This window comes from Chryseobacterium taiwanense (assembly GCF_000813825.1).
GTDB classification, from domain to species: domain Bacteria; phylum Bacteroidota; class Bacteroidia; order Flavobacteriales; family Weeksellaceae; genus Chryseobacterium; species Chryseobacterium taiwanense.
Genome location: NZ_JWTA01000020.1, coordinates 1 through 23132, shown reverse-complemented (window position 1 = coordinate 23132; position 23132 = coordinate 1). Strand labels below are relative to the sequence as shown.

Annotated in this window: 21 protein-coding genes and 1 pseudogene; 15 read left to right on the top strand and 7 right to left on the bottom strand. The window is 31.6% G+C overall.

The window, feature by feature from the left end; genetic code table 11:
* Nucleotides 1-166: 166 nt before the first annotated feature.
* The 5 genes from RM51_RS17815 (at nucleotide 167) to RM51_RS17800 (ending at nucleotide 6606) form a co-directional block, all read left to right on the top strand.
* The gene (locus RM51_RS17815; RefSeq protein WP_039372781.1) at nucleotides 167-2581 is read left to right on the top strand and encodes an ATP-binding protein; all 2415 of its coding nucleotides are present in this window, start codon (nucleotides 167-169) and stop codon (nucleotides 2579-2581) included.
* A 7-nt stretch (nucleotides 2582-2588) separates the two neighbouring features.
* Nucleotides 2589-3515 carry a hypothetical protein gene (locus RM51_RS17810; protein ID WP_039372779.1) on the top strand — a complete coding sequence of 309 codons (927 nt, stop codon included), beginning with the start codon at nucleotides 2589-2591 and terminating at the stop codon, nucleotides 3513-3515.
* Nucleotides 3516-3705: 190 nt separating this feature from the next.
* Entirely contained in the window at nucleotides 3706-4665 is a 960-nt protein-coding gene (locus tag RM51_RS17805) for a restriction endonuclease (protein WP_052248557.1), read from the top strand.
* Nucleotides 4666-4788: 123 nt separating this feature from the next.
* A complete protein-coding gene (locus tag RM51_RS19335; RefSeq protein ID WP_084111208.1) occupies nucleotides 4789-5058 on the top strand; it encodes a molybdenum ABC transporter permease in 270 nt (89 codons plus the stop codon).
* A gap of 222 nt (nucleotides 5059-5280) precedes the next feature.
* Entirely contained in the window at nucleotides 5281-6606 is a 1326-nt protein-coding gene (locus tag RM51_RS17800) for a HEPN domain-containing protein (protein WP_039372777.1), read from the top strand.
* A 14-nt stretch (nucleotides 6607-6620) separates the two neighbouring features.
* On the opposite strand, the gene RM51_RS19220 is transcribed toward RM51_RS17800, so the two are convergent.
* On the bottom strand, nucleotides 6621-7439 hold the full coding sequence (locus RM51_RS19220; RefSeq protein WP_131667097.1) for a hypothetical protein: 819 nt from the start codon (nucleotides 7437-7439) through the stop codon (nucleotides 6621-6623).
* Between the two features lie 131 nt (nucleotides 7440-7570).
* On the opposite strand from RM51_RS19220, the gene RM51_RS17790 reads away from it, so the two are divergent.
* The 10 genes from RM51_RS17790 (at nucleotide 7571) to RM51_RS17745 (ending at nucleotide 17180) form a co-directional block, all read left to right on the top strand.
* Nucleotides 7571-8629, top strand: coding sequence for a CHAT domain-containing protein (locus RM51_RS17790; RefSeq protein WP_052248555.1), 1059 nt, complete (start codon nucleotides 7571-7573; stop codon nucleotides 8627-8629).
* Nucleotides 8630-8703: 74 nt separating this feature from the next.
* Nucleotides 8704-8919: a hypothetical protein gene (locus tag RM51_RS17785; protein WP_039372774.1), complete on the top strand. Its 216-nt coding sequence runs from the start codon at nucleotides 8704-8706 to the stop codon at nucleotides 8917-8919.
* A gap of 500 nt (nucleotides 8920-9419) precedes the next feature.
* The gene (locus RM51_RS19400) at nucleotides 9420-11030 is read left to right on the top strand and encodes a hypothetical protein (protein ID WP_039372771.1); all 1611 of its coding nucleotides are present in this window, start codon (nucleotides 9420-9422) and stop codon (nucleotides 11028-11030) included.
* Between the two features lie 19 nt (nucleotides 11031-11049).
* Complete coding sequence (locus tag RM51_RS17775; RefSeq protein WP_039372769.1) at nucleotides 11050-11412, top strand: hypothetical protein; 363 nt, start codon at nucleotides 11050-11052, stop codon at nucleotides 11410-11412.
* A gap of 3 nt (nucleotides 11413-11415) precedes the next feature.
* A complete protein-coding gene (locus RM51_RS17770) occupies nucleotides 11416-11964 on the top strand; it encodes a hypothetical protein (RefSeq protein WP_039372767.1) in 549 nt (182 codons plus the stop codon).
* A 141-nt stretch (nucleotides 11965-12105) separates the two neighbouring features.
* Nucleotides 12106-12561 carry a hypothetical protein gene (locus RM51_RS17765; RefSeq protein WP_039372765.1) on the top strand — a complete coding sequence of 152 codons (456 nt, stop codon included), beginning with the start codon at nucleotides 12106-12108 and terminating at the stop codon, nucleotides 12559-12561.
* Between the two features lie 220 nt (nucleotides 12562-12781).
* Complete coding sequence (locus RM51_RS17760) at nucleotides 12782-13312, top strand: hypothetical protein (RefSeq protein ID WP_039372763.1); 531 nt, start codon at nucleotides 12782-12784, stop codon at nucleotides 13310-13312.
* A gap of 50 nt (nucleotides 13313-13362) precedes the next feature.
* Nucleotides 13363-13962 carry a hypothetical protein gene (locus RM51_RS17755; RefSeq protein ID WP_131667096.1) on the top strand — a complete coding sequence of 200 codons (600 nt, stop codon included), beginning with the start codon at nucleotides 13363-13365 and terminating at the stop codon, nucleotides 13960-13962.
* A 136-nt stretch (nucleotides 13963-14098) separates the two neighbouring features.
* Nucleotides 14099-14689, top strand: coding sequence for a Crp/Fnr family transcriptional regulator (locus RM51_RS17750; protein WP_039372758.1), 591 nt, complete (start codon nucleotides 14099-14101; stop codon nucleotides 14687-14689).
* A gap of 382 nt (nucleotides 14690-15071) precedes the next feature.
* The gene (locus RM51_RS17745) at nucleotides 15072-17180 is read left to right on the top strand and encodes a S8 family peptidase (RefSeq protein WP_039372756.1); all 2109 of its coding nucleotides are present in this window, start codon (nucleotides 15072-15074) and stop codon (nucleotides 17178-17180) included.
* Nucleotides 17181-17282: 102 nt separating this feature from the next.
* Here the strand turns inward: RM51_RS17745 and RM51_RS17740 are convergent, their stop codons facing one another.
* The 6 genes and pseudogenes from RM51_RS17740 to RM51_RS17715 all read right to left on the bottom strand — a co-directional run.
* Nucleotides 17283-18071, bottom strand: coding sequence for a type 1 glutamine amidotransferase domain-containing protein (locus RM51_RS17740; RefSeq protein WP_084111211.1), 789 nt, complete (start codon nucleotides 18069-18071; stop codon nucleotides 17283-17285).
* Between the two features lie 100 nt (nucleotides 18072-18171).
* Complete coding sequence (locus RM51_RS17735) at nucleotides 18172-19293, bottom strand: L-dopachrome tautomerase-related protein (protein ID WP_084111205.1); 1122 nt, start codon at nucleotides 19291-19293, stop codon at nucleotides 18172-18174.
* Nucleotides 19294-19461: 168 nt separating this feature from the next.
* A complete protein-coding gene (locus tag RM51_RS17730) occupies nucleotides 19462-20025 on the bottom strand; it encodes a Crp/Fnr family transcriptional regulator (protein WP_039372753.1) in 564 nt (187 codons plus the stop codon).
* Nucleotides 20026-20816: 791 nt separating this feature from the next.
* Entirely contained in the window at nucleotides 20817-21632 is an 816-nt protein-coding gene (locus RM51_RS17725) for a helix-turn-helix domain-containing protein (protein ID WP_039372750.1), read from the bottom strand.
* A 443-nt stretch (nucleotides 21633-22075) separates the two neighbouring features.
* Nucleotides 22076-22690, bottom strand: coding sequence for an alpha-ketoglutarate-dependent dioxygenase AlkB family protein (locus tag RM51_RS17720; RefSeq protein WP_039372748.1), 615 nt, complete (start codon nucleotides 22688-22690; stop codon nucleotides 22076-22078).
* Nucleotides 22691-22711: 21 nt separating this feature from the next.
* A pseudogene (locus tag RM51_RS17715) lies at nucleotides 22712-23132 on the bottom strand (DNA polymerase III subunit alpha); the annotation flags it as partial.

Below are 23132 nucleotides of genomic sequence, written 5' to 3'. Positions count from 1 at the left end.
ATTTATCCGACTCCTTAAATACAGATATTGACAATGATAAATCAGAATTTTTTGAAATCGAAAATCAGTTTATTGGTGAAATTGAAAAAGTTAACGCACTAATAGACATTGAAAAAAAAAACAATGATAAAAAGGGATACAAGGTAATATATTACTCAGATAAAAAATGAAAAATTTTAAACTTTTAGCAATTCGACCCTTAAATGAAGAAATCAACAGTATTCAACATAGTTGTAGAAAAAATATTCTGAAAGGATTACAAGATAATTTTATTTATCGATTTTATAGTGATTATATTTTTTTAGATAAAGATAGAAATGAAATTGCTAACACAACAGAATACACTGATGTTCAAATCATTAAACATAAAAGAAGTGTCCCAGATGATTTTTATGGCGACAATATTAACATTTGTGCAGTAGTAGGAAAAAATGGTAGTGGAAAAAGCTCTCTACTAGAGCTTTTCTATTATTTTCTGTATGAATACTCTTTGTATGAACGCTTATTAAACCATCAAAGTATTACTAGTGAATATACAAAAGAATTTTTTATAGAATTTTATTATCAATTAGATGATTGCATTTATTGTCTTAAATGGAATTCCACACATAAATTCACTAAAATATCTTATATCAAGGATCACAAAAACAAAAATTTATACATCAAAGATTTTTCTAATATTGAGCTTTCTGAGAACCGTAGTAGTAGTTATAAGATACCTATATATACCATCGTAACTAACTATTCAATCTATGGATTAAATAGTTCTTCTGATCAAGACAGATGGTTAGATAGACTTTTTATAAAAAATGATGGCTATCAAACACCTATTGTATTAACTCCTTATCGAGAGGATGGTAATATTAATATAAATAGCGAATTTGAATTAGCGAATTCAAGATTACTTAAAGTATTTTTATTATCATCTGAAGAGAATGAAATAAAAACATCAGCTCTTATAAGAGATTTATCAATACAAAAACTGTTATTTAAATTGGACATTAAGAAAAATCTAAATATTTACTTTAATGATAAAACTTATGAACTTGAAGATGTTGTAAGCCAATTCGAATTAATCAACAGTTATAGGAATGAATTGTTTTTCAATAAATTATATACATTTTTTAAGAAAAAAATAATATATAGAGAATTAATATATTCATATTCTAAAATAGATTTTCAGGATAGCCATAAGTTTATGCACCAATGTTTTAATTTAAGCAATTTGTACATATTCAAAAAAATCATAAAAATAGTATTTAATTATAAAAACTATAAAGGTTTTAAGCCTCTATTTAATGATTTTAAAATTGGTAATTTACAATCAAATAATAATTTAGTTGATATTTTTATAGGAAACTATGTTAAGTTTTTTTCGCCTTCTGGAAGTAACCTTAATTTAATACAATTTGTAGAGCTAACTAAACAAAATATTTACGAGGTAGACAAAATGTTTCTTAAAAATATAGATCTCATTAAAAGAAATATTTTAAAATATTATTATAATTTTTATGATGAAGCAGTTATAAATAATGAATACGAAAAATCTTGCCAGTACATCTACAAAAAAAGCGTATCTGTTTTTGAAATAATCAATAGTTTCCTAGATGATTTTAATGAAAAATTAGCCAGTACTAATTTTAGAGAAATTTATATTTCAAATCTTTTATCAAGATTAAGCCTCGACTCTAGCCATGTGACACTAAAACTTCGTCAAGTCCTGAACATGCAAGAATCAAATTTCTTTAATTACCTAACTATTTCAGATCAAAAGAATTTTTCTGAAAAGGATGATAATGTTTATTACACTGTTAATAAGAATTACTTTGACCAAGTAAAATTACTCACAGATGAAGAAATACCTAATGCTTTTTTTGAAGCACTATTCTTTTTCAGAAAAGCTAATTTCAATTCTGACTTTGAGCTTAAATACTTAAGTTCAGGAGAACAACAACTATTGCATTCTTTCATATCATTATTATATCATATTGATAATATTTTATCAGTTGTTGAAAATGAAGAAGCAAATACAAATTCTGATTCAAAAATTCTCACATATAAAGCAATAAATATTATCCTCGATGAAATAGAACTATATTATCACCCTGAATATCAAAGAATTTACATCGATAGTTTGTTAGTTTTACTCAAGCAAAAGAAATATAAAAAACTTAATTTTAATATAATTTTTTCTACACATTCACCATTTATTTTATCAGACATACCCAATCAAAATATTTTAAAACTCAAAAATGGGGAGCCAGATTATTGTAAGAACTCAACTAATTCTTTTGGCGCTAACATTCATGACTTGTTAGCAGATGAATTTTTTCTAGAAAATGGTTTTATGGGCGAATTCGCATCAAAAAAAATACAGAAGATATTTAAGACAATCTCCAGTGATAAATTAGTAATTAACATTGAAAATTATGAATCACTAATTCAAGAAATTAACATTATAGGAGAGCATCTCTTGCGAAAACCACTTTTAGAAATGTTAGACAAAAAGTTTCAAGAATATCTAGATAATAAAACATTAATAGAATTTTATCAAAAAAGAATTAACGAATTAAGCAAATAATATAACAATGAATCTTCCAAAATTCAACTTTGATAAAGATAAATTAATTGAATATTCTGAAAAAAAATTCAATCTTAACAAAATTGTACAATGTAGAAAATTCAAAAGTGAAGAATATCAAAAGTATATACGTTATTTAAATATTCATTTAAGTAAATTATTAGTTGGTACTTTAGATGAATTAGAAATTGCAAAGAATAGTTTTGATAAAATTATTAATTTTAATAACAAGCTCAAATGTAGCGGAAAAATAAACAGAAAAAATTGTAACAAATGCCAAGAATGTAAAAAAAACAAACTAAATTCTGAGTTCAATAAAAGAGTTATTAATTCACTTAATTATCAACCTTCAACACTATATAACTATTTTCATGGACTAACAAATTCTGCTTGTTATATATGCAATGCACAATACACGCTAGTTGCTAATAGTAAATCAAAAATCAAACTCATATTTGAATTTGATCATTATTATCCAAAAAGCTTATATCCAGCCTTATCAATTTCTTTACATAATCTTTTTCCAATTTGTGGCTCATGCAATAAGTTCAAAGGTAATCGAGAATATGATATATCTAAAATGTATAAAAATTTAAAATTTAGAATTGATTCCGAATCTTTAACTAGTCATATCACCCAAAATTCTAAGTTAGTAATTCAAATTAATGATTCCACAAAAATTTCAGAAAAATTTTATTTACATGGAATATATGACAACCACATTGATTATATTGAAGAACTTATACAAAGAAAATTAAAATACAACAAGTGTTACAAATCTTCACTTGAGAAAAAATTCGGAAAAATAGTGGGAAATGTAGAAAATATTGATACTAGATTAGAGCTAGGAACTTATACCAGTGAAGAGGGAATATATAAAAGACCTTTATCAAAATTTTTACAGGATATTAATGAGCAATTAGATATGCTGTAAATAAGTATACTGAATAAATCTTGCATAAAAAATAAACCATAATAAATAAAGATTTTTAACCACGAAACATTACATAATAGTCTTTCATTAAACACTCGTCCAAAAATAATTTTCGTAAATCTTAATTATAATAAATTTTATATTATTCAATTTTTGTTTTTATATAATCTTGAAGCTTACAATTGATGCTATGACTCCAACAAAAAAAGATGAATTAATCCGGGATATTCTTGTATTAGAAAACTCTATAGCAAATCCGAAAGACGATAGAGAAATTTGTTTTACATTTCATCAAGTTATTTCAAAATTGTTATCAAATGATGGTTTTACAACGATATTTAATCCAAATCCTGATACAAGTAACTTTGATTTCATGTGTACAAAGCAAGATTCGCGAGACAGAATATGTATTTCTCTTCAAAATTCAGGTAAAAGTGTTCATGAAAACCGGGTACACGAGAGGGTATCATTTGCTTTCAACTATCCTTATGACCGTCTTATTTTGTTTGCCCCTCATGGGTTTACCTCAGCATGCTATCGTTTTGTAAATAGTACTGATCCTTTAAAAGTGGAACTATTAACAATAGATGACTTGAAATCTTGGACATCTAAAATTGAAATAGAGTCTAACCTAAATACTCATGAATATGAAGACATCATCAAAATTGTAAGCAAAACATTCATCGAAAAAATAGCAGAAGATTCAAACTTTTTGTTAAAAATAGAATGGAGAGAATTGGAGAAAACAATAGCTGAGTTATTTGAAGGTTTGGCATTTGATGTGATACTTACACCCCCAAGCAAAGATGGAGGTAAGGATATTATTTTGGAGATCATCAAAAAAGGAATACCTCATAAGTATATTGTTGAGATTAAACACTGGAAATCCAAACAAATGGTGGGTCAAAAATCTGTAAAGGAATTTTTAAAAGTAATCTGTAATGAAAAAAGAGAGAGCGGTTTGTTTTTATCAACATACGGTTTTACCTCAAATGCTTTCGAAGGCTTAACAGAATTAGAAAGAAAAAAAATCAGATTTGGGGATGAAGAAAAAATCGTCTCGCTATGCAAGACTTACCTGAAAGTTAAATCCGGAATTTGGACCCCTTTACAAGATTTGCAGGAAGTTCTTTTTGAGCAGACTCACTAAAAACATATGCTGAAAAAAATTTATAATTAAAGAATTAAATTCTAAATATATTATTTATTATCAATCATTTAAATTTTGTAATTTTAGTCCTATTAGAATGAATTAACTTCTAAATCGGACTACATGTATTTACTAATAATTTCAATTATAAGCTTGTTATCGGGTTTCTCCTTACGTTATTGGATCAACCGTAGGAAATTCAATCGACGTGGTATTGGTGGAATAGAAGGATTTTCAAGTTACGAGAAAGCTGTTGGACTCAATTTTTTAGAGCGTTTAGGAAAATGGCTTGCCTATATTTTGATAATAATAGGACTTCTTTATCTTTGGAGATTTTATTGGCATAGAAAAGATATTCTAAAACAAACCAATGTTAATATAAGTTTTAATTAATAGAAGCATCTATATTTTATTTTTTCATAATAGACTTATTATTTTTATTGTTTTTATATATCCTTGAAATACTTCTCTTATTATCATCTACAATTGAAATTTATTTTGATATTTTTCTCAAAATAGGTTTTATTAACTAGATAAAGTTTATCATTGTTATTAAAAAAATAAGCTCCTTCCTATTTTGAAATAATAGCATTGAAGTAATCATCCATCTTATTTATGAAAAATTATTATCGTATAAACTTAAAATTTAAAGATCAAAGAATTTCCAGTAAAATTCATCGTGCACATTTATTCGTTTCTGATGAAGAAATGTATTTTCAAATAATTGACAATGACATCAAGTCTCACATTGATATCTATTATTCACGATCGTCTAATGCATTAGGTCTATTCGAAGAAAGTTTTGAAATTATCGATACGGAAATTTCTCTTATATTCGATCAAAGTAGAGTTTATAAATCTATTTCTTTTCAAAATGATGGCAAAAACCGTTTTTTTACTATCTTTCTTAGTAATGTTTGCATTATCAAGGATAACATTCATCAGGAATTTATCAATGAAGGTATCGTTTTTCTAAATAGAAATGGACTGAAAGTCGTCAATCTATTTTATTCTTTTTTCACAAATCTCGATAATAAAAATTTATTTTCCATATCCAGAATGAAAGGTATGTCAAACTATTATAAAATTGATAGTATGTTATATAGACCTGAATTGGAGTTTATAGATAATGAGCGAAGATCGAGTGAGGAATTTACCATTAAAAAAATAGGTACTCTTAACTTCAAATTTGAAGAAATTGGATTTGAAGAAATCAAATATCGACTACAAATAATTTGTAACTGTCTTTCATTTTTCTACGGAATACGAATAATAATAGATAAATTAGTTTTTAGAACTGATAAGCATATATATATTTTCAGAAATATGGAACCAACAAACCAGACCTATGTTTCGGACATGGAAAGTGTTTCAGAGTTTTTAAAAAATAATAATAGGATAGAGAAATTCCTAAAAAATGATTGGTACTCAAATTACATTAAAAATGAGAAAAAAATCACAAAAGCAATAGATAATATCCTCCATGCCAGAGAAGTAAATCCAGCATCTGCTTTTCTCTTATTATTCAACATTATCGAAATTTTTAATATTAATCAAAAACAAGAAAAATTTAATTTTAACACTGAAAAAAAAGTAATTTCTGAAAGTTTACTTGAGACTTTAAAACCTTTTTTAAGCAATAAAGAAGATGAATTAGAGTTTGAGAAAAAGCTTAAAGGAACGGTTGACAAACTGGAATTTAAGCCATTCAAAAGTCCTCTTGAAGAAACTTTAAAATTGAATAATATTGATCCATCAACTTTTGGTTTCAAGTTTGGAACATTAAAGAAAACCAGAGATAGTATTACACATGGAAGTTTGAATTCTATCAAAGAAGAAGATTTACAATCTCAAGTATATTGTTTAAGAAAAATTGCAATTTGTTTAGTTTTATCAAATCTTGGATTCAAGGACGATCTAAATACAAATTTCTTTGCATAAACTAATTACATTTTTCATTCAGGTTTCTTATTTAAAACTACTTGGTATTTCTCTCTATTTTTTAGAAAATGGTTTTTAATTTTGAGAATCGTTTGTTGTGAAGTTAATGGATTAAATGAGCAAGCTGCTGCTTTTTGATATGAAACATCACAAGAACAAATCGTTATCGTATCATCATCATAAAATTCTAATCCATGAGTAGAGATTCCTATACAGTCAGGCAGGTTATAAGTCATCAATCTTTTTATTTGATTTTCGCTTGACCAGCCCGGAAACTGGTCTATTTTAATATCAACAAAATAGTCTTCAAATGATTTCCCTTCTTCAGGTAAAAACTCTTTATTAGCCTTTATTGTTGAGAATTTAATAGTCCTTTTTTCTTCTTCCCTTAAAGGTTCAGTTATAGAAACATGAATCAAACCTACGACAGGAAAACCATCATCAATCAATCCTAACACCTGAGTAACTCCTAACGAGTTGGCATTCCTGCTAGGATTTTTTCTTGTAGGACGCACTATTTTAATTTCATATACCGAAGTTCGTTCAAAATAGATTTTTGTCTTCGTAAATGGAATGATCATTACATCAATATCTCCGGGTTTCTTCCCTTTTTCAAGTTGAAGTTCCTCTCTAAGAATTGTTTTTGTCACATAGAAGCCTTCATACTCAAAATAGGCTTTTTGATCGGGATAAAAGATTCCACTTAAAAAAGTTCTGAGGTCTTTATTTTTGCGATCATTATTCCAGTTCAAGAGAAGATCAATTACTGCATTTTCAGTCATCGATTTGTATACTCTTGTTTTATCAAACATAGAATGAGTGCTATTCTTCATATTTCAACGATTATGAAATAAACTAAATTAAAGTTACTTTATTTTTTAATTACTCCATTGATACGTTAAGCTTCAATGTAAAGAATATTGTACATTCGTACTACTATTTTACTAGAAAAAAATATACTATTATGGCATTGATTGATACCTATAAAAATTCGAAACTAACAAAGGAAAAAGAACGGGCTAAACTGGTATCGGACAAAGCTAAAGAATATTTAAAAATAGCAATGCTTAATAAAAAAGCACAAGCCGCCAGAGATGCTATAAAACGAACTTCATCAGCCAGCACAATTAATACCAAGCTCAAAGAGATTAATAAATGTACTACGGATATTGCGACAATCACAAAGAAAATTGCAGATATTGAGGCTAAGATTGTAAATAAAGATAAAGAAATTACGGGTTGTCAGATTAAAATAGACAAGGAACAATCTTCTTTGGATAAAAAGAACCAAACCACTGAAACAAAATTTAAAAAGGATCAGGATAAGAGTTTAAGAGATATCGGTAAAACTCTTATCAACCACAAGGAGCTTCATCTGCAAACGCAACGTGAAATCAGAGCATTAAAAGATATTCCTCAAAAAATCACCGTGCTTTTTCTGGCTTCTAATCCGTTAGATCTTACCCAATTAAGATTGGATCAAGAAGCAAGAGCTATAGCCAACATGATTCGCCAGTCAAAGTATCGTGATTCCGTTCAATTTGAATCCCGTTGGGCATTGCAACCCATGGATTTATTACAGGCAATCAATGAGCTTAATCCCACAATAGTCCATTTCAGCGGCCACGGTTCCGATAATGATGAAATTGCTTTTCAGGATCAGAATGGTAAAATGAAATTAGTAACCAAAGAAGCTATTGTACAGACGATGATGGCTTCCGCTGAGAATATCAGATTAGTATTTTTCAATACGTGCTATTCAAAAAATCAGGCTGAGGCGATATCAGAATTTGTAGAAGCCACCATCGGTATGAATACTTCAATTGGAGATGATGCAGCTAGAGTATTCTCTTCACAGTTTTATTCGTCAATAGGTTTTGGACATTCCGTTGGCAAAGCATTTCAGCAGGCGAAATCATTGGTCATGATGGAAGGGATTAACGAAGAGAATACACCCGAGCTATTTATTAGGGATGGACTGCATGCAAATGAAATTATATTAGTAAATCCACAACAGACTTAGAAATAATAAACTGTTAAAACACCTTTATTATTGTTATTTTTAACCCAAAATACTTATTAAAAAACAAAAATACCATGAACACTAAAAGAATAGGAAATATTATCGTCGCAACATTAGCTTTAACCCCCATTATCCTTTTTATTGATATTAATTTTTATGATGATGGCGGTTTAACAAGCAGCAGATTCAATGAGGTACTAGGATGGTCACTGATCAGGGCTTTAGTGATTTCTATGGCAGTTCATATTGCCAATTATTACAGAACTCGCGAAAATAGTCGAAGTAATTAAAACGTAAATTCGAAAGTACTTCTACATTTATTTCAACTTATTTTAATCATTATTCTTAATTCTTATGAGCTACGCTGGATAAGGTTAAAATTCTATTATCCAATCTTAAAGCTCTAATATCCTATTTGTAAGCAATCTAATCTTCTTCTTCTTCCCTACATTCTAAGAAGAAACTTTACACCTCCCCCCTTCTTTAATCAGTTCATAGAGCCCTGCTTTTCTGTACTATTTATATCCATTTTAAATATGTGGATAAAAAAAATGATATATAACTCATTTTTAAGTGAAAAAAATTTGGCTCAATTAGTTTAATTATTAAATTTGCGCCTGAAAAAAAACAAAACCGTGAAACTCTTTAATGCAGGAGCAGATAATTTCAAGCTTGGTAATTGTCTGCATGAAATGACAAGCTACAAATTAAAAAACAAGAACAAATTAAATGTTACATCTTTATTTGTAGTTCAACACAAACACAAATGAGATCAAATTATTTTGAATAAGTGAAAAATTCCAAACTAATAAAAATAGCTGTATTCAGCTTACTAATCTTTACAACTTCTTGTAGAGAAGAACTTACAGAAACATTATCAGAAAACAGCAATGCAATAGAACAAGCGAGTGTAAGAAACGGAAGATTATATTTTCCAAACAGAGAGTCACTTGCAGCAACTTATAAAGAGCTAAAGCATAAAAACCTTGAGTCGGTTCAAAATTTCATCAATGATAAGGGCATTGAATCATTAATCCCAATCATTACTGAGAAAAATGAAGATCAAGTGATCAACACTTTAAAAGCTAGAAAACTTACCTTTTTAAAAAACTCTTCATCCAGAACACTTGATCCCATAACAACTATCCCTACTGAAGATGTTTATGAAGATCTGGACGATCTGGAAGAAATAGTTGGTGATGATGTATATGCTGCCATGCTGAATGGTAATGCAGAAATTCAAGTTGCTAATAATGTATATAAATATACCGATGTCGGATTATTTGTTACACCAGTTGAAAACTACGCTAATCTTGAAAACTACCTTGAAGTAAGACAGATTTCGCCTAACCTTTTAGAGCCAACTGAAATTACTGTAAAAGAAGATTTTATTTCAGATAAAGTAACGGGAGAATTAACTCCTTTGGAAAATACCAATAATAAAATTAATTATTATATTTCCCCTATTGAAACTATTGATGATGGAACCGGAACAGGAGGAACCGGATATGGCGGTGGCTACGGTGGTGGCTATGGCGGCGGAGGTTACGGTGGCGGAGGTACGTATACCCCACCCGCAGAGCCTTCAATGGCAACTATTGTTCAAGGTCTACCTATTGGAGAAGTAAGAAAGCCTTGGTTAGGAAATATTTTCGGAACAACTTGGGAAACTGATGACAAATACGAAAGCAGAAGAAGAGTTAAAGTAAAATTCTATTCTCAGAATCTGTATCTTGTTTATGCCGTAGGATGTAAAGTTAAACATCAATATAAAGGATGGACTGGATTATGGAGAAAAGAGGATGCAGATAAATTAGGGATTGGTATTAATTCAATTTCTTGGAAATTTTCTCACTCTTTAACTTACGCTTCAGATAATACGCCAAGAGAAGTTTATTGGTTGGACGGAAAAATGTATAAAGCAGCAAACGGTACAGATTATGTGAATGCAGGATCTTCAACCATGCCAACTTTTCCTTTCTCAAATAACGCAACAGTTGATGCGGTAATTCAATTTACAGCAGACGTTTCAGGTTTGACTGAAGCTCAACTCAACAAATTATTTTGGGATAATGCATGGAAGCAGGCTAACAAGTTTCTTGAAGGGCAAAATAAAAAACTGAACAGAGTAGCATTCGTAGTTGACTCTTATCAAAGCACTTACATACAGTATTATGATTTCAGTCAAATTCAAGATAACCAAGATGTTATCGAAAGAGTATTTAATTGGGGTGTTGCAACTCCTCAATTCACATATACTTTTGGTGGCGGAACAGGAACTGGTTTAGCAGTTACAAGCTATAAATTCAATTTCCTTCAGCCTACGGCAGTTGCAGTTAGTATGTACGGAATCGCTAAGAAGAACGGAGCTTGGCATGGTGTAAAACTAAATGCTCAATAACAATTAAACTCAATGTTTTATGAAAACTAATTTAATATTATTATTTCTTATTTTATTCTCACTTGGTTCATGCATCTCTGATGAAGAAAGTGCAAGACAAGTAAATTCAGGATTCCAAGGAAACTGGTCAGGGAATTTCACTGGAGATGATAATGGTTCAGTCACTTTTGTAGTTCAAAAAGAGGGTACAATAGTTGGCGAAATCAACCTGACTCCAAGCAATACAAAAGAATCGATAAATGGCTATGTCAATTTTGATGGAAAGTTTGATATGAATACAAAAAGTAATTACAAATTTTCAGGCTATTTAAAAGAGTCTAAAAGCAGTGGAGTTTGGACGAAGAATAATTTAACCGGTAATTTTAGTTTTCAAAAACAATAAAATATGAAAAAGATAATTTCTTTTATTTTCGTTTCGATGTTTACATGTATTTATGCTCAAGAAAAAGAGTCCAACAAAGAATCTTTTTTTGGTGTTCAGGCAGGACTTTTTGGGGTAAACATTTATAACGAATCTGATCTTTCTGAACAATTTACATTGAGAAGTGAAGTCGACTTAACAGCAGGTATCTGGGGTGGAGATTTATATTCTAAAACAGGTTTTGCATTGGCACCCTCAGTGTCAGTAACTCCAAAATGGTATTACAATAGTATTGGAAGAAGCAATAAAAACAAGAATATAAAATATAACGCTGCAAATTATCTTTCTGCAAAGTTAAGCTATGCTCCTGACTGGTTTGTTATTTCAAATGTTGACGGAATTAAGGTAAATCCAATGATCTCATTAGTTCCTACATGGGGATTAAGAAGAAATTTTGCAAAAAATTTCAATTATGAACTTCAATTAGGTCTAGGAGTTGGTAAAATTCTAAAGTCAGACTATGATCTACAAGTAGTTCCTAACTTAAGTTTTAGAATTGGATATGACTTCTAATTAAATTGTCAACGACGATAAATCATTAAAATGTAACCTTGACCAAAAATGGTCAAGGTTATTTTTTTAACATCCTTTAAAACCATAGCTATAAAATAAATTGGTCTTAAAGTTGTTTAATAGATGAAATAGTATATTAAAATGAGAAATGTAGTTTTTCTGATTGCACTGTCAATCGGAATGTTGGTAACAACAACAGGTACCTTCCGCGCTCAGCGGCATGAACACGATAAAAAATATTGGAAGGAGAGAAAAGAGGAAGATAAGAGAAGAGGCGAATATTATAAAAAGCGTGATAAAGAACGTGATAAATATTATAAAGAAAGCTATAAACACGGTTTTCCCAAATGGGCAAAAGTCCACAGGTATGATTCACATCATCACGTATACTTTAGGGAGTACAATACTTTTTATGATCCTTACCGTAGAGGATATGTATTTCAGGATCGCGGAAGATGGAGATTTTCGTTAGATGTCCCTTCCTTCTTAGTAGGAATTGATCTTGGAAGAGCCCATATCCGTATTATAAAAGATATTCCTATTAGCCGTCATCCGGAGGATTTCTACGATGACTATGAAGAGGATTACTGGGATTAACGATAAAATATTTTACAAAGCCACCACATTGGTGGCTTTTATCATGATAAATAGCTTATACTATAACCATTATTATTAACACAACGGAACACACTCTATCTATTTCACAAAAATACATTACCATCAATAATAAATTACAAAAACAATACAGAAAAGTATACGAATTTTGTATATTTGATAGTAAGACCTATTCTTACCTTTTATCACCATACACCACACGATGCATATACCTTCTCACAAAAACCCTCAAATAAATTCCGCGATCAATCCTTTTGTAACCGGTTCTGTTAATCCGAACATAACAGGCTCTATAAATCCATTAATAACAGGGTCACTGAATCCTATTATTACAGGCTCAATCAATCCTCTTATAACAGGTTCGATCAATCCTATCATTACCGGCTCTATTAATCCTTTTCTTACCGGTTCACTCAATCCCACTATCCATAGTTCAGTTAATCCCGGAATTACCTTGAGCTTAAATCCAAACATATCCACCAACATATCCGGAGCATTCATCTATGACTTGCAGTTGACTCCTTTAAGCTTTACTGTTGAAGCTAGTGAAAGAGTTATTCTAATTTTTGATTCCCATGCAAACTGGACCGGTTTTGCAGTATCCAATAAAAAAAATGGCTATAACACTTTTGATTTGCAAAATCATTGGTCTACCTATTGGGTTCCGAATAACCAAGGAAACTTCAATATTTTTACACCGTACGGCAAGTGGATTGGGCTTGTTATAAAATAAACTTATTCAAAAAATCCAATCCGATAATCATTATTTCTTTAATATCCATTATGTATAAAGCTATTTTTAAAATCTCAAATCATTGTATTGATGTACCTGCGCAAGAAATTTTCACCCCATTTATCAATTGTTACCATCTGCATAGTTCAACAATTTTTGTAAATGGTGTATCTTATGAAGAAGATGAATCTTATGAGTTTGATCAATATAGAACAAAATGGAAAGGACCTTTCGAATTACAAAATGATTACGATATCATTATTGAGCTCAATTATTTTTATATGCGCCCTGATGCTAAAGTATTAAACTTTATCATAGATTCAACGTATACAAATCCTGATAAAAGCAGTGAGATTACATCAAAACACTATATCGAAGGACAATTTTCATTGGATAATGGACTATATAAAAATGCAGCATTGAATTTTGGAACAGCCTTAGAAGCCTTACTGAATAAAGACCTCTCTACTACTCCGTTATTTAATCTTATCAATAGCTATACTGGTAGTGCAGATAAAACAAAAATGCATTTTGTCAGAGAGCTAAGAAATAAAGTCCATCCTAATAAAATTGCAGAAACAGAAGAAATAACAAGAAAACAAGCTATTATTGCCAGAAATACATTAGAAATAATTCTTAAAACCCTTTAGTAAAAATCTATAATTTTACTAAATGTACTTACTCATTCCCCCTAGTTAAGTCATAAGATAAATAAAATAGTTATGTTTAAAATGACTATCTTTAAGAAATAAAGCAAGGCTGTATAAGTAGTGCAATCAAACACTTATGCTAATAAGAGAAGATCTTCTATTAAGCTCGGGAGCTAAAATTGGAACTTACACAAAGGGGCAGTTCATATTTAAAGAAAATACTGAAGTGCATTCCTATTTTCAAATTTTGACAGGAAAAGTAAAAATTGTAAGTCACCAAAAAAAAGGCCGGGAATTTATTCATAATATACCTACTTCTGGAGATTGTTTAGGAGAAATCTTCTTATTCTTACAGCATCAATATTCGGTAAGTGCTGTTGCTATGGAGAAGAGTAGCATATTCATATTAGAAAGGTCAAATTTTGCCTTAATTCTAAAAAATAATCCTGACATTCTGCTACAGCTCTATAAATGCATGGCAGAAAATATGCATTATAATTACCTAATGAATGGCCAGAATGTAGAAACTCCTGCTGAAAAAACAATTAAACTTCTCCAGTACTTAAAAAACTCAAATCAACTGACAGCTTCTAATCAAGTATTGCTTAGCAGACAAGAAATTGCCTCGCTTACTGGATTACGTGTAGAAACTATTATACGAACCGTCAAATATTTACAAAGCATAGGAACGGTTACAATTGTCAACGGCAAAATTATTTTTGAATAGTACTTCTAAGTTTTTCACCACTACTATCATCTCAGATATAGCATTCTTTCTTTAGCAACTTAATATATATTCTATTAATAATAAATAAATTAAAGGATAAATATTATAGCAGCCAAAAACACTATTTAATGAATTTTAATTTACATAAATAGTGTTTTATTAATTAATTCGGAAAATATATAAATCTAATCGGGAAATTTGAAATTATCGTAAAAAAATGACCGGTAATTTAGCATTAGCAAATAAAAAACCTATTTCATGTGCTAAAAATACATTTTCACATGAAATGATAACTACCCTACACTATTAAGGTTTCATTTTACAAAAAGCAGATTAATAAAGACCGAAATAATAATACTAACAATCTTAAAAATTAACTTTTATGAAGAAACATCTACTTTTAATAAGCAGTTTGGCGGCTACTTTAATGAGTGCTCAGAATGAGACGCTAAAAACAGAATTTGCGAGGCAAAACAAAGAGAACAACGAGAAGTTCAATGCGTATGTTACCAAAATCTACGGAACAAATATTGATCCTGAAAAGCAACAGGAGATTGAAAAACTAAGATCCTCTCTGGCTGGATTTAATGGTGGAGTTCCTTACTTTCTGAAATCTCATGATACCCGACAACTTCTTAATTCTAATTCCGATCTATTGAATACCTCAGGGAATATAACAGGATTAACAGGAGCCTTCAATGGTGAAAATATAAAGTATACCGTATTTGATGGAGGCCGAGTATATGCCTCCCATGTCGCTTTCAATAATTCCACAGGCCGAATTACCAATAAAGAAGCTTCTACAGAAAATTTTTCGGATCATGCAACGGGAGTCAGTAGCTTCATTGGGGGTAGAGATGTGCCCCTAAGCAGTAATAATGTCCCCGTAGGAAACGCTAAAGGAGTAGCCATCAATTCAACAATAGACAGTTATATGTTTGATACCACTACGCTACCTGGAAATACTGCAACAAGTACTGTATTTGAAAAAATTCTCATTGCCCAGCCTGCTATTTCCAACCATTCCTATGGGATTGATACCGGCTGGATCGAAGAATATGACAATAACGGAAACTTAGATTCTTTTGTCTACAACGGTTTTAGATCAGGCAGTACATTTTATGACTATCAAGGAACTTACACGAATGATGATCGTAACTATGATATGATTGTTTATAGCAATCCATCCTATATTATTGTAAAATCAGCAGGTAATTCTTACGGTTCGGGACCTGGTGGAACCGGCTCTAACGCTCCAAGATATTACAGAACTGCAACCGGAACAGGAATAGCCTCTTTTAACACCACAGATCCCCTGCCGCCTAACAATTGTGCTTTAGGATATGACTGTATCGGAAGCGGTTCCTTGGCCAAGAACATTATTGTTGTGGGAGCAACCAATATCATAACAAGTAATAACAATCGTTACACTACAGCTGGTGATGTTGTTCATTCAAATTACAGTAGTGCAGGTCCGAGAGATGACGGAGGAATCAAACCGGATATCTCAACGGTAGGTACCAATGTTTTTTATGCAGCCACCGTAAATAGTGCCGGAAGTTCTACGTGGGCAGCAGGTAGCGGAACCTCATTTTCGGGACCTATTGTAACAGGGATTATCGGACTTTGGACCCAAATCAATAAACAATTATTCAATAATACAGTATTCAATGCCGCTTCAGCAAAAGCTCTTACGATTCATTCAGCTTCTGAAGCAGGAAATATTGGTCCTGATCCTCATTTTGGCTGGGGTTTTATCAATGCAAAAAGAGGAGCGGAACTCCTTGTTGGAAAATCTAATAATACAGTGGTCTTCAAAGATGAAACGTTAACAAGTGGTGTAAAAAACTCTCAAACAGTTAAAGCTTCAGGATCAGAACCTCTGAAGGTAACCATCAGTTGGATTGACCCTCATTATACTCCTAGCTTTCAATCTGTCTCTGATGTTTTCAACAATAGAACGTCAAGACTAATTAACGATCTTGATGTACGAGTTATCGATACCACTAACAATACGATTTACTATCCTTGGAAACTTAATGCTAACAGCCCCATGACCCCTGCGACAAAAGCAGACAACAATGTTGACAATGTAGAACAGGTTGTCATTGATGCTCCTGTAGCAGGAAGGAGTTACAGAATAGAGATCACTAATAAAGGGACATTGGTCAATAATACCGGAGTTTCCGCTCCTCAGAATTATTCAATAATAGTCACTGGATTTAATGAAGTATTGGGTACCAAAGATCTCGTTAACTCAACTCATGAAATTAGTATAGCTCCAACACTTACGAAAGATGTTATCAATATCATAAAAGCTCCCAGAAAATCAACATTTACCCTATACGATCTCTCAGGCAAAAGACTACAGAGCGGAGTCATCAGCAATGATCAGGAATCTATTAATATTTCAGCTTATATGAAAGGAATTTATATCGTGGAAGTAAAGACTGATAAAGACATAATTTCTAAAAAAATTATCAAAGACTAATCAAAATATAATATAAAAAGCAGACTACTAACTTATGTTAGTAGTCTGCTTCTATAAGACAACCTGTCAATATATAACGATCAATTATTTCCTTATATATTTTTACTTGTTTAAAGTACTGATCAATTGTTTGGCTACAGCTTCCGCTGATGCCGGATTCTGCCCTGTAATCAATAATCCGTCTTGCACTGAATAGGGCTTCCAGTCTTCTCCTCTAACATATTGGGCTCCTTTTGACTTTATCATATCTTCTAAGGAAAAAGGAACCATATCCAAGGTTTGCCCAGTAGACTCTTCAGTATTGGTATAAGCTGAAATTTTTCTACCTTTTACTAGAGACACTCCCTTTTTATCAGTTACATTTTTCAATGCTGCCGGACCATGACAAACCAAAGCAATGGGTTTACCATTCTGATAAAATGATGTAATCAAGGCTATGGAATATGGGTTATCCGGAAGATCCCACATAGGTCCATGACCACCAGGATAAAAAACAGCATCATAATCCTCTGCTTTCACATCTTTAAGAGCCATTGTCTGAGCAAGTTTCTTTTGTGCCACTGGATCACTATAAAACTTTTTAACAGATGCTGTTACATATTCAGGCTGGGTACTTTTAGGATCAATCGGTGTATTTCCTCCATTAGGGGTAGCCACTGTAATTTCTACGCCTTCTAAGGAAAGTGCATAATAAGGTGTTGCAAACTCTTCGATCCAAAGTCCCGTTTTTTTTCCATTCGTTTGTACTTGATCAAATGAAGTTGTCACAAACAACACTTTTTTTGTTTTCATCATTTCTTTTTGTTTAACCGGTTTATTTTCGCTTTTAGCACATGCTACCATAACAACAGATAATAAGAAGATCAGTAAATCTTTTGTGTACTTTTTCATCATATTTAGATTATATATTAAGATTGAACCTTACAAAATTACCTTAAACATTCTTTGCTATTGTGTGATTACACTCACAAAATGAAGTTTGTGAGATCTCCTATTTTATCTTAATCCGAAGTACATAGTAAGGAGGCTTACTGTCATTCTGATTATTGTTCCACCAAGGTTTATTTTGAAGCTGATCAGAGACTACATAGAGGTAACCATCAGGTGACAAGGCAACGCCATCGGGCCACGAAAATAACCTATCGTCCTGGACTAAGATTCTGTACCCCTGCGGAGTCGAAACCCCAATAGCATTATGTTCGACATCGGTTATATAGATTTGTCCGTTGGCACCGACTTTGAATCCATCTGATTTAGGTTTTTCAGCATAATATTCAATTCGTTTTTCCAGGTCATCATTTTCAAGCTTTTCATTAGCCACTGCATCCGCTGCAATACGGTAAATCTTTTTTCCACCAAGTGCTCCATAATAAATCCAGTTTCTTTCCGCATCAATAGAAATTGGATTAAGAGGATATCTTGGTTCATATTTTTTTCCGTCTGCAAATTGATGGCTTATGGGTCTTCCATTCACTCGTATAGATTCATCAGCCGGCTGAAAAGAACTATGATTTTCTAACATCCGTCTGCTGTAACCGGTCTTTAAATTGATGACAACAAATGCCGGAGATGCCGGTAATACCATCCCTCCCATTGTCATATCAGCAATAACAGCGGTTTGGTGCTTTTCATCGATTACAAAATCCTGTAAAAATGATGACGGACGCAGCACAGCATCAGGTAAAGGGTATACATGTACTAATGTATGACTTTTGATATCCCAACCCATAAGTTTGGGAGTCTGCCTAGGATCTGTATTACTCTTTCCCATATCCAATACCCAAAGAATATTATCTGATGATACCTGAATACCTATTGCAGAACTAATCCCTTTCATAGAATTACCTGTCGGCTTCTTGCTCCATTCTGCATCCGGAAAATAAAGCGTTTTGCCATCAGGGAGAATTTCTCTGACTATAAATTGAGTGTTTCCTTCGGCACTCATCGTGATAAATATTCTTCCTTCAGGGGAAATGGCTATATTACTGGGACGTTCATCGGTAAAAGAAGATACTATTTCAATTGTTGATTTTAACTGGACTTTTGATTGAGCAGAAACAAAAGTATATATCTGCGCTACACAGCAAACTCCCACTACCCATTTTTTTTTCATAGGTTCAAGTTTTTTTACTTATTATGGAATATTTATTTTGTATTAAGCGACAAAAATAACACTCCCTTTTTCATGTATTATATTTATAACTATTGATACACAAAATTGAGAGTATATAAGGAGAAATAAAATGATGTCAATCACAAAATGAATGTGAGTTCAATCACATTAAGGTTGCTTTAAACGACTAAGAGTTTCCCTTGACACCCCCAAATATGCAGCCAGTAAAGTTTTTGGAAGTCTTTGTAAAAGTTGTGGGGTCAGTTGATACAATCGGTTATATCTTTCCTGTGGATTTTTTTCCAGCAGCATCAAAATACGTTGTTGAAGAGCAACATACCCAATATTAGATTTTTTCCTAAAAAAGTTAGCAAGGGTATGCATTTCGCTGCAAAGCTTTTCTTTATTTTCCTTTGATATGACGAGAAGCTCTGAGTCTTCAATACAATCTATGGAAATGGTTGCAAGTGTTTTATTATTATAAGCTTGATAGTCCGATATCCACCAATCTTCCATCGCAAATTGCAGGATATGCATTTTTCCATCCTCATTGATATGATATGCCTTAAGCAAGCCGCTGATTACCCAATAATCATTGGTTACTTCGTGATCTTCCTGTACCAGAAATTGATGCTTTCGAAGCTTTTTAATTGAGAACAAAGAAAAAATATACTCAAATTCTTCATCGGTTACGGGGGTAATTTTTTCTATATGCTGCCTAAAAGTATTCATGATCTATTCATTGAGAAGACAAATTTATCTATTTATTAAATTCTAAAACAAAAAGTACAAGATTACATGATCTCATTATCAGCCTTAAGTACACATTTTCACTAATATTATAAAATAAAAGACGGGGCAAGCCCGTCTCGACTAATAAAAAAGTAAAAGTTTCTTCATTACAACTTTACAATGTATACTCTCAGTATTAGATAAAATAGACCCTTTTATCATATCTATAAGATTAGGAATAGGATAGATAGAATATAAACAACTGTATCGTTATAAATTGAAATCTTTATTTTGTTGATACCGGTAAAATATTTACCATTGATAAAATAATGAGCATTCAATGATTTAACCTATATCTATATTTTGCGGTAAATCCATTTCATTTGATTCTTTATTTATTACGCTAAATTACCGGTCATTTTTTTATTATAATTTCAAATTTCCTGAACAGATTTATGTATTTCCCGAATTATCTACTTTTTCTATAAAAACTCAATGCAAATAAAAAAGACGGATAATTCCGTCTCGTGTTTAACTTAATCTCTAAAAATCTATTGTCTTACTTACAGATCTTTATTTTGGTTGAATATGAATATATTAATAAGCCGTATGGCATAGACTCCTACGGCAAACAAGTCATTCTGCTTATTCAAGTCTCTTCTAATAAAAAGAAACATGATCAGTGGTACATCATATACCTCCTTTAGTTCGGTACAACAAAACTATGCTCAATATTTATATAAAAGTTTCAAATTTCCCGATTAGATTTATGAATTCCCTGAATTACCCGTTCATATAATATTTTTAATATCTACGTTAAGCTGTTTAGGTGTTTTTCCCGTATTTTTCTTGATAAAAGAACTGAAATTAGATGGGCTGTTAAAATTTAATTCATAGGCTATTTCTACAATGGAATGGGTACCCAGCAGCATCAGTCTTTTTGTTTCTTTAACCACTTCTTCATTAATTAAACTCAATGGAGTCTTTCCAAAATTGAGCTTACAATGACAATTTAATGTATCAACACTTACGTATAACATATTGGCGTAATCAACAACATTTCTTTTATCTTTTATATGCAGACTTAAGAGTTCTAAGAAGCGTGCTGCAAGCTTACTATTTTTTGTTTGTGTTACGGAATGTTTTTCGATCAAGTGTATTAAAATAATTTGAAGATAACTGTAAGATTTGAAAATGGCCAAACCAGATGCTTCTTCCTGTTTAATTACTGTACCCATATGCTCTATCAGAGAATATAAGTGAAAAAAATCGGCTTCTGAGATCTGAACTCTAGGCTGTTTAAATAATAGATGATGAAATTCCAAAGGAAACATGTGAGCAAATATATCTTTCCCAAACTGAATAATTTTTCCTTCGGCAACCTCTCGATTAAGTAAGTGAACTTGTCCAGGTTGTATGATAAACACAGAAAGATCTTCCAGTGTAAACCTCTGATCATCTATTAATTGAGAGCCCCCTCCTTTTTCAACAAAAATGATCTCGAAATAATCATGTTTATGTATTTGGGTAAAATCATAAGGATTTTTATAATCCAGTGCTTCTACAAATAATAACTTGCTCGGATGTTCTAAGGATACAATTTTCATATTATTTACTCATTAGTTATTAGCAATATACTTTCGTTACCCCTACAAAAATTGTAAGAAAACGAAGCGTATTGACAAATTACCCAAGCTTTTATATGAAATAAGATCTAGCCAATTTACCATTAATTCTCCAAACTACAGCCGTTTAGCAGAAACGAATGCTAAAGTTTTTTAATACTTCAGTCAAACTATGATAGACTAGTTAACTTTTAAGTTCCATATATACTGGAGCCGATACATTCAAAAAAGAGAATATTTTTAACGTCTATATTACGATGCATAAAAAATATCAGTTGTTTCACTTTACTGTTGTAATATCATTAATCCCCCATTCTAATAAAGCAATTCTAGAGGATCGAGATCTGAATATAATCTTTACACAAAAAAAATAATAATTTTTAAAAAAAGAAAGGGTTCAAATCACAAAATACATGTGATTTGAATCACGAATATAGGCTCTTAACTAATCGAAAAGTAAGGTTTATACGTTCTTTCATAGGTACATTTGATTTAGCAATTCTGTGCTCCCAATGTTCCTGCAAATCTCCTTTCATAATCAATAATGAACCGTGGGGAAGCGGAAGGCTATATTTACTCTGATGATGATCTTTTTTTCTGAAATCAAAGTTTCTTGTCTGACCCAGACTGATGGATGCGATTACAGGTCGTTTCCCATAACGACTTTCTTTATCTCTGTGCCAAGCTACCGAATCGTTGTGGTCTCTGTAGAGATTAAGTAAAACCCCATTAAACTGACAGCCAAACTCTTTCTCAATTTTCTGTTTTAAAGAAAACAATTCTGGAGTCCACGGATTCGTAGGCTTTTTATTTTCTTTTAATGTAGCATATTTTGAATCCCCATACCATGCCGTTAATCGTGGGGTGAGCACGGTTTTATCATACATCTTCTGAGTACTCTGTTCCCATGGAGCTGTATGTAATACTATATCTTTAAGCAGGTCTGCTTCTTCCCTGCTCAGGAAGCTTTCCCTGTAATCCAAAAGATTTTTCGGAAATTCGTAGAATTCTTCTGTGTTAAATAAACTCAACTGATTCATTTTTATATTATAATAGTAGGGTTATTGTATCTTGTGTCTTATCAATCCGATCTCATACGCCTGAGGATAAGGTTTTCTATGAGTCATACTCACATCTTCTTTAATCTGGCGGTGAATATCATATTGCTTTTCTTTGTCATAGGCATATCGAGGATCGGGAATCATGGGCATTTTTGCCATTTTGTGAATGGTGATGGTAGGAAAATGGAAATCTACTTCCACCGTTCCTAGCAATAAATAACATCCTCCCCCCTGAAAATCATATTGCTTAAGACTATCCGGAAAATGTGCCGTATCGAAATACTCCCCGTTTGCATCGATCCATGTTCCGAAGTACATGGTGCCTTTCTTGGTGGGAACATGTTTCCTTGAAATCAGATACGCCAACATTTTTACCTGCCGTTTGTGAAATTTCAAGAGATCTTTTACAAAAACGGAGCCT

Bases quoted from the DNA above. Each gene is read 5' to 3' on its own strand.
- RM51_RS17815 (WP_039372781.1), top strand. From the start codon at position 167: ATGAAAAATTTTAAACTTTTAGCAATTCGACCCTTAAATGAAGAAATC.
- RM51_RS17810 (WP_039372779.1), top strand. From the start codon at position 2,589: ATGAATCTTCCAAAATTCAACTTTGATAAAGATAAATTAATTGAATAT.
- RM51_RS17805 (WP_052248557.1), top strand. From the start codon at position 3,706: ATGACTCCAACAAAAAAAGATGAATTAATCCGGGATATTCTTGTATTA.
- RM51_RS19335 (WP_084111208.1), top strand. From the start codon at position 4,789: ATGTATTTACTAATAATTTCAATTATAAGCTTGTTATCGGGTTTCTCC.
- RM51_RS17800 (WP_039372777.1), top strand. From the start codon at position 5,281: ATGAAAAATTATTATCGTATAAACTTAAAATTTAAAGATCAAAGAATT.
- RM51_RS19220 (WP_131667097.1), bottom strand. From the start codon at position 7,439: ATGAAGAATAGCACTCATTCTATGTTTGATAAAACAAGAGTATACAAA.
- RM51_RS17790 (WP_052248555.1), top strand. From the start codon at position 7,571: ATGGCATTGATTGATACCTATAAAAATTCGAAACTAACAAAGGAAAAA.
- RM51_RS17785 (WP_039372774.1), top strand. From the start codon at position 8,704: ATGAACACTAAAAGAATAGGAAATATTATCGTCGCAACATTAGCTTTA.
- RM51_RS17775 (WP_039372769.1), top strand. From the start codon at position 11,050: ATGAAAACTAATTTAATATTATTATTTCTTATTTTATTCTCACTTGGT.
- RM51_RS17770 (WP_039372767.1), top strand. From the start codon at position 11,416: ATGAAAAAGATAATTTCTTTTATTTTCGTTTCGATGTTTACATGTATT.
- RM51_RS17765 (WP_039372765.1), top strand. From the start codon at position 12,106: ATGAGAAATGTAGTTTTTCTGATTGCACTGTCAATCGGAATGTTGGTA.
- RM51_RS17760 (WP_039372763.1), top strand. From the start codon at position 12,782: ATGCATATACCTTCTCACAAAAACCCTCAAATAAATTCCGCGATCAAT.
- RM51_RS17755 (WP_131667096.1), top strand. From the start codon at position 13,363: ATGTATAAAGCTATTTTTAAAATCTCAAATCATTGTATTGATGTACCT.
- RM51_RS17750 (WP_039372758.1), top strand. From the start codon at position 14,099: ATGCTAATAAGAGAAGATCTTCTATTAAGCTCGGGAGCTAAAATTGGA.
- RM51_RS17745 (WP_039372756.1), top strand. From the start codon at position 15,072: ATGAAGAAACATCTACTTTTAATAAGCAGTTTGGCGGCTACTTTAATG.
- RM51_RS17740 (WP_084111211.1), bottom strand. From the start codon at position 18,071: ATGAAAAAGTACACAAAAGATTTACTGATCTTCTTATTATCTGTTGTT.
- RM51_RS17735 (WP_084111205.1), bottom strand. From the start codon at position 19,293: ATGAAAAAAAAATGGGTAGTGGGAGTTTGCTGTGTAGCGCAGATATAT.
- RM51_RS17730 (WP_039372753.1), bottom strand. From the start codon at position 20,025: ATGAATACTTTTAGGCAGCATATAGAAAAAATTACCCCCGTAACCGAT.
- RM51_RS17725 (WP_039372750.1), bottom strand. From the start codon at position 21,632: ATGAAAATTGTATCCTTAGAACATCCGAGCAAGTTATTATTTGTAGAA.
- RM51_RS17720 (WP_039372748.1), bottom strand. From the start codon at position 22,690: ATGAATCAGTTGAGTTTATTTAACACAGAAGAATTCTACGAATTTCCG.